This is a genomic window from Robertmurraya dakarensis, assembly GCF_900156875.1.
In the GTDB taxonomy this organism is placed as follows: Bacteria; Bacillota; Bacilli; order Bacillales; family Cytobacillaceae; genus Robertmurraya; species Robertmurraya dakarensis.
Genome location: NZ_LT707408.1, coordinates 903796 through 917173, shown reverse-complemented (window position 1 = coordinate 917173; position 13378 = coordinate 903796). Strand labels below are relative to the sequence as shown.

The following is a 13378-nucleotide window of genomic DNA, read 5'->3' as shown; positions in this document are numbered from 1 at the left end:
AACCTGCTAATGCAAATGAAAACCCGTCCATGTTATCGTTCTGGACGGGTTTTCATTATTTCCCATTATCATGGTGCCGTTCTTCTAGACCTTATTTTCAACAGGATTAAGAAAATAACAAATCCAACAGCGACCGATGATGTCGCAGCAATTAAAGGGATATTTACCCCAGTTTTTTCAGCAAGAAGATAAATCTCTGCCTCATCACGATCAAGAATGATTTGATATTGCCCTTCTGCGCTGCGAACCAAATCACCATTCAGCAGACCTCTTAACTCCATATTATCTTCTAATTCAGAAGTAATTGTCACTGATTGAGAGAAAGTTGAATTATTGAGAGCGACGACAACTGTTTCATCTTCAAATTCCCTTTTATACACTGCCATCCCCTGGTCTTCATGAAGCAGTTCAAAGGTCCCGCGCGTTAATGCAGGATGGCTGTTACGGAGCTCACCAATGGATGTGATATGATCGATTAATTCCTTGTCTGTTCGAAAATCCATCTGGCCAAAGTTATCTGTTCCTCCCCCGCCATCTAATGCAATCTCACTTCCATAATAGACAATAGGAATTCCCGGAACAGTATAAAGATAAGTTAGCGCCAGCTTCCAGCGAGGACCTGGATGCTCGTTTTTGGTAATACTTTCTCTAGTAAATCTAGTCATATTATGATTATCCATAAAGGTCCCTGCAAGATATGGATTTTCAAAGGCAGCTTGTCTTTGTTCCCATGACTTAAACAGAGGTTCTAATGCTTGATCTGCTGTAGCAAATACTGACCTTGCATGTTTGTTAAGCTCATAGTCATAAAATCCATCTATCCCAGTTCCTTTATATTTTTCAACCATTTGAGGATCATCTGATGTTAAATCTCCTAGTAAATAAAAATTCTCCTTAACCTTTTTTACCTCAGCAGCGAAGCTAGTCCAGAAATCTGCCGGAGCCTCATCGACAGCTTTTAAGCGATAACCGTCAAGATTGGTCTCCTCTATCCACCACTTTGCTGCTTCTATTATGTAATCTTTCACTTCATTGTTTTGCAGATTTAATGTAAGTGTGTCATCTTCATTTACAGAGTCTGCCAACCAATCATCTTTTTCAGGATCGGCTGCCCAAGGGTGATTAGGTCCGACAGTATGGACAACAAAATCTACCATCACTTTCATATCTCTTTCATGTGCCTCCGAGATAAGTGCTTTGAACGTATCAATCGTCCCATAGTGCTCTTCAATCTCATAAAAGTCCTTTATCCAATAACCATGATAGCCGTTGTCTTCATTATCAAAAATAGGGTTGAGTGCAATAGCAGTAAATCCCATATCTTTTAGATAATCCAGCTGATCAATAATCCCTTGGAAATCTCCTCCATGGTAACGGTCGGGGTCTAAGATATCGACAGTATAGTCATTGTTAACGTCATTATTATTAAAACGATCCACCATTAAGTAATAAATAGTTTCATCCTGCCAAGTCCGTTCCTCTATACCAGCAGCTGATGCCGGCAAACTAGAAAAAAACAGAATCAGAACAGTGATGAAAAAAAGCAATTTTTTCATTTTACTATCTCCTCACCATTAATATACCCCTATAAGATTATCCTTTTCTCTCCCTTAACGTCAACCGTTAGTATCAAACAGAAGGTCAATTGATTGATCCTTTTGAATCTGTTAGTTTTATTAAAAGCGGGACAATGAATAAAGGAGGCTTATTCGTTTATGATTGAACGATCATCCGTGGTTCACCGTGCTGTCGATCAGTTTGTATACCCCTTTACAGAAAACTCACTGCATATCAAAATCAAAACAAAAAAGAAAAATATTAGTACAGTTGAGCTTATATATGGAGATCAGTATGAATGGATTAATGGAAAATGGGTGACACATCAGGAAAAGCTCGAAAAAACAGGGACTGATTCAATTTTTGATTATTGGCAAATAGAAGTTACACCCGAGCACCGTAGAATCCGATATGGTTTTTTGCTTTCCAATGATGGAGAGACACTTTTTTACACAGAGAAAGGATTCTTTCCCCACCCGCCTGAAGACCCTAATCAATGGTTTTGTTTCCCCTACCTGCACAGCGAGGAAGTGTTCCGTGCACCGAATTGGGTCAAAGAAACTGTTTGGTATCAAATCTTTCCTGAAAGATTTGCAAATGGTGATAAAAAATTAAACCCAAAAGAAGCAAAGCCTTGGGGTAGTGAACCTCCCTCAACGACTAATTTTTTTGGAGGAGATTTTCAAGGGATTCTTGACCGCCTAGATTATTTAGTTGACCTTGGAATTACAGGCATTTATCTTACACCAATTTTCAAAGCCTATTCTAATCACAAGTACGACAGTATCGATTATTTTGAAATTGATCCTCAGTTTGGTGGTAAACACCTATTTCAGAAACTCATAGAAAAATGTCATGGGAATGGAATAAGAGTGATGCTCGACGCTGTTTTCAATCATTCAGGCTATTATTTTGAACCCTTTCAGGACGTACTCAAAAATGGAACAGCTTCTGCCTACGCAGACTGGTTTCACATCAAAAACTTTCCACTGCAAGGGGGCAGTACCCCTAACTATGCAACCTTTGGTTTTGTCGATACTATGCCAAAGTTGAATACGCAAAATAAAGAAGTGAAAGAGTACCTTCTAAACGTTGGACGCTATTGGGTAAAAGAATTTGATATTGATGGCTGGCGGCTCGATGTCGCAAACGAAATCGATCATGCATTTTGGCGGGAGTTTCGAACAGAGGTAAAGAAACTAAAGCCTGACATCTTCATACTTGGAGAAATTTGGCATGACTCTATTGCTTGGCTCCGGGGCGATCAATTTGATTCTGTCATGAACTATCCGTTCCTACTAAATGTTGTCCGTTATTTTGCAAAGAAGAGTATCACTGCGAAAGAATTTGTTGAAAATATCACGTCTTGTATTCATCAGTATCCAGCGACCATCAATGAAACACTGTTCAACTTAATCGGCAGTCATGATACTCCTAGAATTCTTTCAGAATGTGGAGGCAGAGTCGAGAGAGTTAAATTAATCTTCTCTTTTCTTCTGACGTTCTCGGGAACACCTTGTATCTTTTATGGTGATGAAATTGGTCTGCAAGGAGGGATGGATCCTGGCTGCAGAGCTTGTATGCCTTGGGAACAAAACAAATGGAATTTAGAGATTTTCAACCATGTAAAACGATTGATCAAGGTGCGAAAACAGGAAAAACTCCTTTGCGGTGAAGGAGCTATATCGTTTATCGATGCTTCTGACAATCAGAATTGGATTGCTTATGTAAGAAGTAACAAAACAAAAACAATTTTTGTTTTGTTAAACTCATCTGACCAAAAAATAAAGTATCATCTGCCATTTTCTTTAAAGGGGAGAAAGATTACGAATCTCTTAGATGATCGTGAATTTGCGACTGAAGCTGATCAATTAAGTGTTGAAGTGGATCCGTTTGAAATCTGTATTCTTAAATGGTAGGCCGCCTTCAAAGGGCGGCTTTGATCATTAGTCTACAATCTGGACCCCATAATCATTAAACCAGACATGTACCTGAACAAGATATGCGAGCAGCTGCGGCCCTGTCATTAACTGCCCAAACCACGGTTCTTTAAATGCATTGCCCTCCGACTCAATAATTTCTTTCAGCTTTGTTTCATCAAAAAATTCATAGAGAACTGAACTGCGATTTTCCATAATCTCGTTCAACATTGACTTCACCGCTTTTGTATAAGCTGGATTATGAGTCTTTGGATATGGGCTTTTCTTGCGGTAAAGAACTTCTTCTGGCAATATTCCTTCTAATGCTTTTCGGAGCAGACCCTTTTCACGATTGCCATGCATTTTCATTTGCCATGGGATGTTCCAGACATACTCTACCAAGCGATGATCTGCAAACGGAACACGAACCTCTAAGCTTGCTCCCATACTCATCCGGTCTTTTCGATCTAATAAAGTCGTCATGAACCATAGCATGTTCAGATAGAACAACTCTCTTCTCTTTGCTTCAAGCTGACTCTCACCATCTAGTTTCGGTGTTTCACGAATTGTTTCTTGATACTTTTCCATCATATAATCTTCAAGACGTAATTTTTGACGCCAATTTTCCTTTAAGAGATTCTGACGTTCATGAATCGATCTCATCCAGGGAAATCCTTTCCTGTTTAGATCATCTTCTCGATGAAACCAAGGATATCCGCCGAAAATCTCGTCTGCACACTCTCCCGAAAGGCTGACGACATAATCTTTCTTAATTTCACGGCAGAACCAAAGCAAGGAGGAATCAACGTCTGCCATTCCCGGCAAATCCCTTACATGAACAGCCTCAATCAAATGCTCAGCAAGCTGTTCCTGAGTAATAACAGAATAATGATGAGTAGTACCAAACTCTTTCGTAACTTTCTCAATAAAAGCAGCATCTGAATTTGGCTGGAATTCGTTTGCTTTAAAGAATTGATCATTGCCCTCGTAATCAATCGAATACGTATGAAGCTTACCTTTCCCTGCTTTTTCATACTCCATTGCCGCAATCGCTGTAATCGCACTGGAATCCACGCCGCCTGATAGGAATGTACATAGAGGAACATCCGAGACAAGCTGCCTTTTAACAGCATCTGTAAATAAGAACTGTACTTTCTCTACTGTCTGTTCGAAAGAATCCTCATGTTTTTTACTCTCTACATTCCAATATCTCCAAATTTTCAAACCATTGCTTGGCGATAGGGTTAGGGCATGAGCAGGTCTTAACTCTTTAATCCCTTTAAAGACACCAGAACCAGGAGTACGGGATGGACCTAAGGAAAAAACCTCAGCTAGACCAATGCGATCGATTTCTGTCTTCATATTAGGATGGGCAAGCAGCGCTTTTAATTCTGAGCCAAAAATCAAGCCTTTTTCCAGTTCAGCAAAGAAGAGTGGCTTTACTCCCAATCGATCTCTCCCAATAAAGAGTTGATTCTTTTTCTCATCCCAAACAGCAAAAGCAAATATCCCATTTAAGTGGTTAATGCAATTTTCTGCCCATTCTATATAGGCAGTTAATAGAACTTCTGTATCAGAATGACCCTTAAAGGAATATCCTTTTAATAACAGCTCTTTCCGTATGTCTTCCGTATTGTATAACTCGCCATTATAACAAATCGTAAAGGAAAAACCATCTTTCGTTTTTGTCATTGGCTGCTTTCCACCTTCAGGGTCAACGACAACAAGCCTCTTATGGCCAAAGCCGACATGTGTGTTGGTCCAAATATTCGTATCATCAGGACCACGTTTCGTTAATGTTTCAGTCATTTTACCAATTGTAACCACTTCACGAGTTAAATTTCTTTGAAAGTCAACCCAGCCCGTTATCCCACACATTGTCATCATCCTTTCTAAGTGGAACATTTGTGTATTCATTTTTGAGCATATATCCATCCTATGCTGGGCGAACGAAATGGTTAATCGTCCTAATTTACATGAGGCAAGTTTAAAATAAATGGAAATTGTCTACTAATGATGTTGAGGATTCATATTTGGAGGTACACAATGAATAGACAGCAGCGTTTAAAATTAATTGAATTTCAAACCCGTGCATACACTGAAGGAACGATCGAATACATCAATGATCAATGGGTTTTTTTTGATGACGAAACTGAAGAAGCATCATTGTTAGATGAGTTCCTCCATCAAGAAATTGAAGTATTACGCTATACGCATTGGAGAAAAGGAATCTTATTTGAGGATGGAAAAGTCAGTTTAGGTGACGAGATCCTTTTATTAAAGGATCAAGATACGATCCGCATCCGCAAACATCTTATTTATTCTTTAGAGAGATTACTTGAGGAAATTCCAGATGATGCCTTTTACCAGTTTGTCATCCATCTAAATTCACTTAAATTTTCTATCTATGATTGCATCTATTGCTATAATCATTTAACCTTTCTTAACGACGGAAAGAGAAAAGAAGGAGTAAATTTTATCATTTTTGATAACCAAGAGGATATCTGCAGTGTCCAGCATCATTTCTGTTATTATGAAAAAAAGAGTGATCGATTTGAATATACATTAAATAATGGGAAGCGAACGATCATTGAAAAGCTGTCATCTTAAAAAAGGACCGTTCCATACAATTATGGAACAGCCCTTTTTTATTAATTACGAATAGACGCTTGTGCAGCAGCAAGTCTTGCCAATGGTACTCGATATGGCGAACAACTTACATAATCTAAACCTGCTTGATAGCAAAATTCAATCGAACTTTTCTCTCCGCCGTGTTCTCCACAAATTCCTGTCTTGAGCTGAGGCTTCGTCTTTCGTCCAAGTGAAACTCCTGTACTGACGAGCTTTCCAACACCGTCTTGGTCCAAGACTGCGAAAGGATTATCTGGGAGTACTTTATTTTCAATATAGGCTTGTAAAAACTTTCCTTCTGCATCATCACGGCTGTACCCAAAGGTTGTCTGTGTTAAATCATTTGTACCGAATGAGAAGAAGTCAGCTTCCTCAGCAATTTGGTCTGCAGTTAGAGCAGCACGCGGGATTTCAATCATTGTTCCGATCGTATAATCGAATTCTTTTCCTGTTTCTTCTTGAATTTGAACAGCAGCATCCATCACAAGCTGACGCATTTTCTTCAACTCATTTACATGTCCAACAAGCGGGATCATGATCTCAGCTTTGACATCGAGACCTGTTTCAGTCGTTTTTGCAATTGCATAGAAAATTGCTTTTGCCTGCATTTCATAAATTTCCGGGAACATTAATCCTAATCGGCAGCCGCGAAGTCCAAGCATTGGATTAAACTCTTCTAATTGTCGAACTTTCTTAAGCAGTTTTTCTTTTTCCATTAATTCAGCAGCATTTGATTCTGTTAGTTGCAGCTTTGTTACTTCAACAAGCAGCTCCTCTTTATCTGGTAAAAATTCATGAAGTGGAGGATCTAGCAATCGGATCGTTGCTGGCAAGCCTTGCATCGCTTCAAAGATCCCTTCAAAATCTCCCTGCTGCATTGGAAGAAGCTCCTCTAAAGCTTCTTTACGTTCCTCATAGCTCTCTGCCAGAATCATTTTTTGAACGATCGGAAGCCTGCTTGTATCCATAAACATATGTTCAGTTCTGCACAGACCGATTCCATCCGCTCCAAATTCAAAAGCTTTTTTTGCATCAACTGGATTATCGGCATTTGCACGTACACCGAGCTTTCTTGCGCTGTCGGCCCATTCTAACAGCAGCTGGAATTCATCAGAAAGCTGAGGGTCAATCATTGGAATTTCTCCTAACATGATTTCTCCTGTTCCGCCATCAATTGTAATAATATCCCCATGGTGGACAACCGTGCCGCCAACAGTAAATTGTTTATTTTTCAAATCAATTTTTAAAGGTTCACATCCACAAATACAAGGTTTTCCCATTCCTCTTGCAACAACAGCTGCGTGGCTTGTCATTCCGCCGCGGCTTGTGACAACAGCTTGAGCTGCAACAATCCCATGAATATCGTCTGGTGTCGTTTCAGCACGAACAAGGATTACCTTTTTCCCATCATTCCCTAATGCTTCTGCTTCATCCGCATCAAAGACCACCTGTCCTGTTGCAGCACCAGGTGAAGCAGGCAAGCCTTTTGCTAGCTGGTTCCGCTGATGTGAATCATCAATACGGCGGTGCAGCAATTGATTTAGCTGATCAGGGTCTACGCGAAGAATTGCTGTATTCTTATCAATAATTCCCTCTTCCACCATTTCAACTGCAATTCTAATTGCTGCTTGTGCCGTTCTTTTTCCCGTTCTTGTTTGAAGAATGAATAGCTTGCCTCGTTCAACCGTGAATTCAATATCTTGCATATCTTGATAATGCTGCTCCAGTCGTTCACATGTATCAACAAATTGCTGATACACTTCTGGCATTTCAGCTTGGAGAGTGTGGATCGGCTGCGGTGTACGGATTCCCGCAACTACATCCTCACCTTGTGCATTGATTAAGTATTCACCGTAGAGGATGTTTTCACCAGTGGACGGATTACGAGTAAACGCAACACCGGTTCCAGAATCGTTCCCCATATTTCCAAAGACCATACTTTGGATATTAACCGCTGTACCAAGATGATCTGGAATTTTATTTAGGCGGCGATACACAATCGCACGCTGATTGTTCCAAGAATCAAATACGGAATTGATTGAAAGAAATAACTGGTCTTTCGGTTCTTGAGGAAAGTCTTTTTTCGTATGCTTCCTTACAATCCCTTTATAACCCGCAATTACTTCTTTCCAGTCTTCTGCAGTCAATTCAGGGTCTGACTGATACCCTTTGCTTTCCCTAAACTCCTCTAATAACTGCTCAAAGAAGAAGGTGTCTACATCAAGAACTACATCAGAAAACATTTGGATAAATCTGCGATATGAATCATAAGCAAATCGAGGATTTTCTGTTAATTTGGCAACACCTTCTGCTGTTTCATCATTCATACCAAGGTTAAGAATGGTGTCCATCATCCCAGGCATGCTGAAGACGGCTCCTGAACGTACAGAAACTAACAGTGGATTACTTGGATCGCCAAGACGCTTCCCCGTTTGTTCTTCAAGTTTCTTTAGTGAAGCTAACACTTGTTCCTGAAATTCAGCAGATATCGTTTTGCCAGCCTCATAATAGTCATTGCACGCTTCCGTAGAAATCGTAAAGCCATAAGGAACAGGCAGACCGATGCTTGTCATTTCTGCAAGGTTAGCCCCTTTTCCTCCTAATAATTCTTTCATACTGCTATTACCTTCGTTAAACAGATATACAAACCTTTTCATTTTTAGGAGCTCCTCTCTTTTTTCAAAACATCCAGTATATAGTCAGCCGTTTCTTCTACTGCCTTATTTGAAACATTGATAATTGGACAGCCAATTCGTTTCATAATTTTCTCGGCGTACTCTAATTCCTCAAGAATTCGTTCAAAGCTTGCATAGTTTGCTCCTGATGTTAACCCTAGGCTGCGCAGACGTTCTTTTCGGATCATATTCAGCTTATCTGGTGTAATAATCAGCCCGACACATTTGCTTCTAGGAATCTCATATAATTCATCTGGCGGTGACACCTCTGGCACTAGTGGAACATTCGCTACTTTATATCTTTTATTTGCTAGATACATAGACAATGGTGTTTTCGAAGTTCTTGAAACTCCGATTAATACGATATCAGCTTTAAGAATGCCTCTTGGATCGCGTCCATCATCATATTTAACCGCAAACTCAATGGCTTCGATTTTACGAAAATAAGAATCATCCAGCTTTCTCATGAGCTTCGGCTGATTCTTTGGGTTGCGATGAAAGGTTTTAGCGAAGGCATCGATAAGTGGATGCAATAAATCTACAGCCGCAATTTTCTCTTCCATTGCCCTTTTATCCAAATAATCCTTTAAGGAAGGGATCACGATTGTGTAGGCGATAATAGAAGGACTTTGTTTGGCCATAAGAAGAACATCTTCAATATCTTCTATATCCTCCACATATGAACTTCGTACAATATCGACGTTGCCTCCATTAAATTGTGTTGCTACAGCTTTTACAACAAGTTCCGCCGTTTCCCCGACAGAATCAGAAATGATATAAACCGTTTTTTTACCTTCCAATATGACTCTCACTTCCCTTTATTGTTGAATGATGTTGACCAATTTCGATAAATGCTTTTGAAATGGTCGTCTTTGTGATCCTCCCGACCACCTTATATGTTTCTTCTTTTAGCTGGCTTGCTTGTACAACAGGCAGGGAGTCTATATGGTGATCAATCATTTTCTTAGCTGCATCAAGAAGAGTTTCTTCAGGCTGAACCATAATAATATTGGGCATTCTAGTCATGATCACACTAACAGGCAGGCCATGGAGACTTTGATTTCCAATTGAAGCGCGCAAAAGATCTTTTCTTGAAATGACACCTTCAAGATGACCATCACCGTCAACAGCATAGATAGTCCCGACATCATGGAGAAATATCTGAACGATCGCATCATAAACGGATGTTGACTTATTTAACACAATTGGATGTGCCTTATATGCGCTAACAAGATGAGTAGCAAACCAATCTGTTAATTGGTCTATCTCAATCCCCTTATAGGAATATCCTACACGCGGCCTAGCTTCTAAATTTCCTACCATGGTTAAAATCGCTAAATCTGGACGAAGAGTGGCTCTTGTTAATGATAATTTATCTGCAATTTGTTTCCCGGTTATTGGGCCAAATTCTTTCACAATTTGAAGAATCTCTTCCTGTCTTTTTGTGAGTTTAATAACTTCCACCACCCTTCGAACCATAATTAGGTTATATTTTTTATGTAAAACGCCAAATGTGTTATACCTTTTGATTTATAGTATATAACATTTAGCAGAAATTGAGAAAGATAATTTATCATTTTTTGTGACAAAATGTGCAATAAATTATTATTGGATTTGAAATGTAATGAAAAAAGCCGCCAAAATGGCAGCTTTTTAAGGTTTTATAATGTTTTAGAAGAAATCAAATCCCTGTGGCAGGGAAAATCCTAGGTATAATGTTACGATCAAAGACACAACGAACAATAACCAGAAAGCCGTCGTCTTTTTCTCCTTGTTCGTCCGAACTAACACCATTTCCATGAAAACAATAACCAAAATTCCAAAAACTAACTTTAACGCATATGCAGAGAAAGATGTAATTAACATACCACCTGTAGCGATTGTTAGTAAGTAGAACAATCTTAAAATCATATGTACAACTTTTTGTGCTCTTAACTTCCCGCTTTTATGAAGTGCTAAAGCGGCAAAAAACAGGATGATAGTTAACACCCAAGTGGTTATATGGGCATGTGTCATTGCTTTGCCTCCCTCAAAATTCAGTCAAAAACATCTTATCATACTTATTTTTAAAAGACCAAAGAAAACATTGTAACTTTCATGACGTTTACTCCACATCATTTCGAAGGGTACCAATGCCTTCAATCGTAATCTCCATTTTATCTCCGGCTTTCAAGAAACGAGGCGGTTTAAAACCTTTGCCTACACCAGCTGGTGTCCCCGTCGCTATGATGTCACCAGGTTCAAGTGTCATGCCTTTTGAAAGAACAGAAATGATTTCTTCTATCGGAAAAATAAAGTTCTCTGTGTTAGAGTGCTGTCTTACCTCTTCATTAATACGCGTTTCAATATCCAAATTATTTGGATTATCTATTCTAGAGCTATGCACAATCCATGGTCCCATCGGACAGGTTGTATCTAGACTTTTTCCAATAAAGAATTGTTTATGTCTCGCCTGCAGGTCTCTTGCTGTAACATCATTGATAATCGTATATCCGAATACATAATCAAGTGCCTCTTCTTTTTTTATCTCCTTCCCCTTTTTGCCAATCACTACCGCTAGTTCCCCTTCATAGTCAAGCTGTTCTGTTACTTGATGATGACTATGTACCTTTTCATTTGGCCCGATAACAGAAGTGGGCGCTTTCGTAAACACCATCACATGCTCAGGAATATCCTCTTTGCTTCCCATTTCAATCGCATGCTCCGCATAGTTTTTTCCTACACAGAAGATATTCTTAGAGGGTCTTGGAATAGGAGCAAGTAATTTCACTCCACTTAGAGATATCAACAATTCTTTTTTATCAGGATGTTGATCAACCCATTCCAATAGTTTTGAAACCCTTTCAGCAAATTCGGCTCCCAAGCCTATACAATCAATCATTGTTTCTGGGAGATTGCTTTCCCCTTTCCAAACTTGTTCCATTCTTTTTATAGGTAGTACGTATTCTTCTTGATAGAGAACTCCTATAAAAGTACCTTGATTGTCTTTCGCACTTACAAATTTCATCTTCCCCACTCCTTATCTACATGATTTATTATCTCATATCATTTATTTTTCTAAAATTTTCTGCCCTTTACTTTCCATGGCTGAAGCTTTTTATAGGTCAAGCTGCGCCAAAGCCATTCTACTGGACCATATCTGTGTCCTTTCAGCCAATATCGGCTCATCAAAATCTGACCTGCATAGATCAGTATGACTAAAATTGTCCCAATAATCACTGAAATTTTATCATATAAGCCAGCTCCATAGGAATAAAAAAGAAAAGTTGATAACAATGATTGAATTAAGTAATTGCTAATCGACATTCTACCGACTGGTGCAAAAATAGCAAGCCGCTTCGCCATCTCTTGTCTGCATAGGATTAATGAGATCAAAATCCATAATGCGATCGCAAGCAATGGACCACCGAATGCATCTTGTATATATTCAAGTGCTATATTGCGGTCTAGAATATAAGGAAGTAATTTCAAACTAAACCCTAACGTGAGGAAGAAAATTAAAGCTAATTTTAAGGGCTTTCTCAGTTCCACTATTCTTTCGACGATTCTTAGCTTCGCTGCCCCTCCGCCAATTAGAAAAAAACTAAAAATAGAAAATAACATAAAGATTCCATTGGCGGGGTTATTTACAGCATACCAGTCTGCCATTCTCTGTTCTGTAATTTCCATAAAGCTTCCTTGCTGATAAATTTCAACAGACTCTCTGGCTTCCATTTGATTATAAATCGGTATATCCCCTCCAGAGGCCAGCAATAAAAAAGATAAAAACAGATTCGGCACTAACCATAAAATAAAACCTGTAACCATCATGCTTTTTGCCGACATTTTAATGAAGAGAAGAAAGATAAAACCAAAAACGGCATAATTGACCAATATATCTCCATGCCAAATGAATATGGCATGAACAATTCCTATTATGAGAAGAATCGAAAATCTTCTTAATGCCAGCGGAATAAAGGACAATCCTTTTTCAATTGTTCTATTTCTTAATATGATTAGGCCGTAGCCAAATAAAAGAGCAAATAACGGATAAAAGCTGCCTTGCGCAAAAATATCAATGAGTATATATGTAAATTGATCACTTGGCGACTGCCACCAAGAAAATGGGTCTAAATAAAGGAAGGGGGAATGAAAGGAAAGCATATTCACTAAAAAAATCCCAAAAATAGCAATGCCTCTCATCACGTCTAAGGACATGATTCTATTTTCTTCAAACGGGTTCAAATGCCATTTCTCCTCTTTATATTTTTCAATTCCTATCTAGTATAACCTGTCTTCTTAGGCGTTTTAATCACATCTAGCCTAAAAGGACATATGATAAAGTAATTCTCTTCGTTTATCTGATAACTAATTAAGAAAAGGGTGTCATTCATGCCAGCAATTGTTGGAATTGCTCAAGTCATTTCAATCGGAACAAGTTCCGTCTTTAATATTGGAGATGTATATAAAATCATGCCGGTAGCTTCAGTAAAGACCTTTTCTGGTGCTGGATCGTTCAACACAGGAGAGGTCTTAGAAGTGCATAACCATATTAGCACAACCAACACTTTCGATCAGGATATGGCTGATCAAAGTATTTTTCTAAACACTTAATAG

11 protein-coding genes are annotated in these 13378 nt (G+C 38.9%); 3 read left to right on the top strand and 8 right to left on the bottom strand.

The features are described 5' to 3' along the window. Nucleotides 1-68 precede the first annotated feature (68 nt). Complete coding sequence (locus CZ487_RS05595; RefSeq protein WP_077211153.1) at nt 69-1556, bottom strand: alpha-amylase family glycosyl hydrolase; 1488 nt, start codon at nt 1554-1556, stop codon at nt 69-71. Nucleotides 1557-1718: 162 nt separating this feature from the next. On the opposite strand from CZ487_RS05595, the gene CZ487_RS05590 reads away from it, so the two are divergent. Then, the gene (locus tag CZ487_RS05590) at nt 1719-3476 is read left to right on the top strand and encodes an alpha-glycosidase (protein WP_077211875.1); all 1758 of its coding nucleotides are present in this window, start codon (nt 1719-1721) and stop codon (nt 3474-3476) included. A 27-nt stretch (nt 3477-3503) separates the two neighbouring features. Here the strand turns inward: CZ487_RS05590 and asnB are convergent, their stop codons facing one another. Next, complete coding sequence (gene asnB, locus CZ487_RS05585; protein WP_077211152.1) at nt 3504-5354, bottom strand: asparagine synthase (glutamine-hydrolyzing); 1851 nt, start codon at nt 5352-5354, stop codon at nt 3504-3506. A 168-nt stretch (nt 5355-5522) separates the two neighbouring features. Here asnB and CZ487_RS05580 point away from each other — a divergent pair, with 168 nt between their 5' ends. Next, entirely contained in the window at nt 5523-6086 is a 564-nt protein-coding gene (locus CZ487_RS05580) for a DUF2777 domain-containing protein (RefSeq protein ID WP_077211151.1), read from the top strand. Between the two features lie 41 nt (nt 6087-6127). Here the strand turns inward: CZ487_RS05580 and ppdK are convergent, their stop codons facing one another. The 6 genes from ppdK to CZ487_RS05550 form a co-directional block, all read right to left on the bottom strand. Continuing rightward, nucleotides 6128-8764, bottom strand: a complete 2637-nt coding sequence (gene ppdK / locus CZ487_RS05575) for a pyruvate, phosphate dikinase (RefSeq protein ID WP_077211150.1) — start codon at nt 8762-8764, stop codon at nt 6128-6130. 2 nt (nt 8765-8766) lie between these two features. Continuing rightward, complete coding sequence (locus CZ487_RS05570) at nt 8767-9582, bottom strand: pyruvate, water dikinase regulatory protein (RefSeq protein WP_077211149.1); 816 nt, start codon at nt 9580-9582, stop codon at nt 8767-8769. Then, nucleotides 9572-10261: a transcriptional regulator CcpN gene (locus CZ487_RS05565; protein WP_077211148.1), complete on the bottom strand. Its 690-nt coding sequence runs from the start codon at nt 10259-10261 to the stop codon at nt 9572-9574. Before CZ487_RS05565 ends, CZ487_RS05570 begins: the two co-directional genes overlap by 11 nt. Before the next feature lie 192 nt (nt 10262-10453). Then, nucleotides 10454-10798, bottom strand: a complete 345-nt coding sequence (locus CZ487_RS05560; protein ID WP_077211147.1) for a YisL family protein — start codon at nt 10796-10798, stop codon at nt 10454-10456. Between the two features lie 88 nt (nt 10799-10886). After that, nucleotides 10887-11789: a fumarylacetoacetate hydrolase family protein gene (locus tag CZ487_RS05555; protein WP_077211146.1), complete on the bottom strand. Its 903-nt coding sequence runs from the start codon at nt 11787-11789 to the stop codon at nt 10887-10889. 50 nt (nt 11790-11839) lie between these two features. Then, entirely contained in the window at nt 11840-13006 is a 1167-nt protein-coding gene (locus CZ487_RS05550; protein ID WP_237562807.1) for a DUF418 domain-containing protein, read from the bottom strand. Nucleotides 13007-13153: 147 nt separating this feature from the next. Between CZ487_RS05550 and CZ487_RS05545 the strand changes: the two genes are divergently transcribed. Beyond that, nucleotides 13154-13375, top strand: a complete 222-nt coding sequence (locus CZ487_RS05545) for a spore germination protein (RefSeq protein WP_077211145.1) — start codon at nt 13154-13156, stop codon at nt 13373-13375. Nucleotides 13376-13378 lie beyond the last annotated feature (3 nt).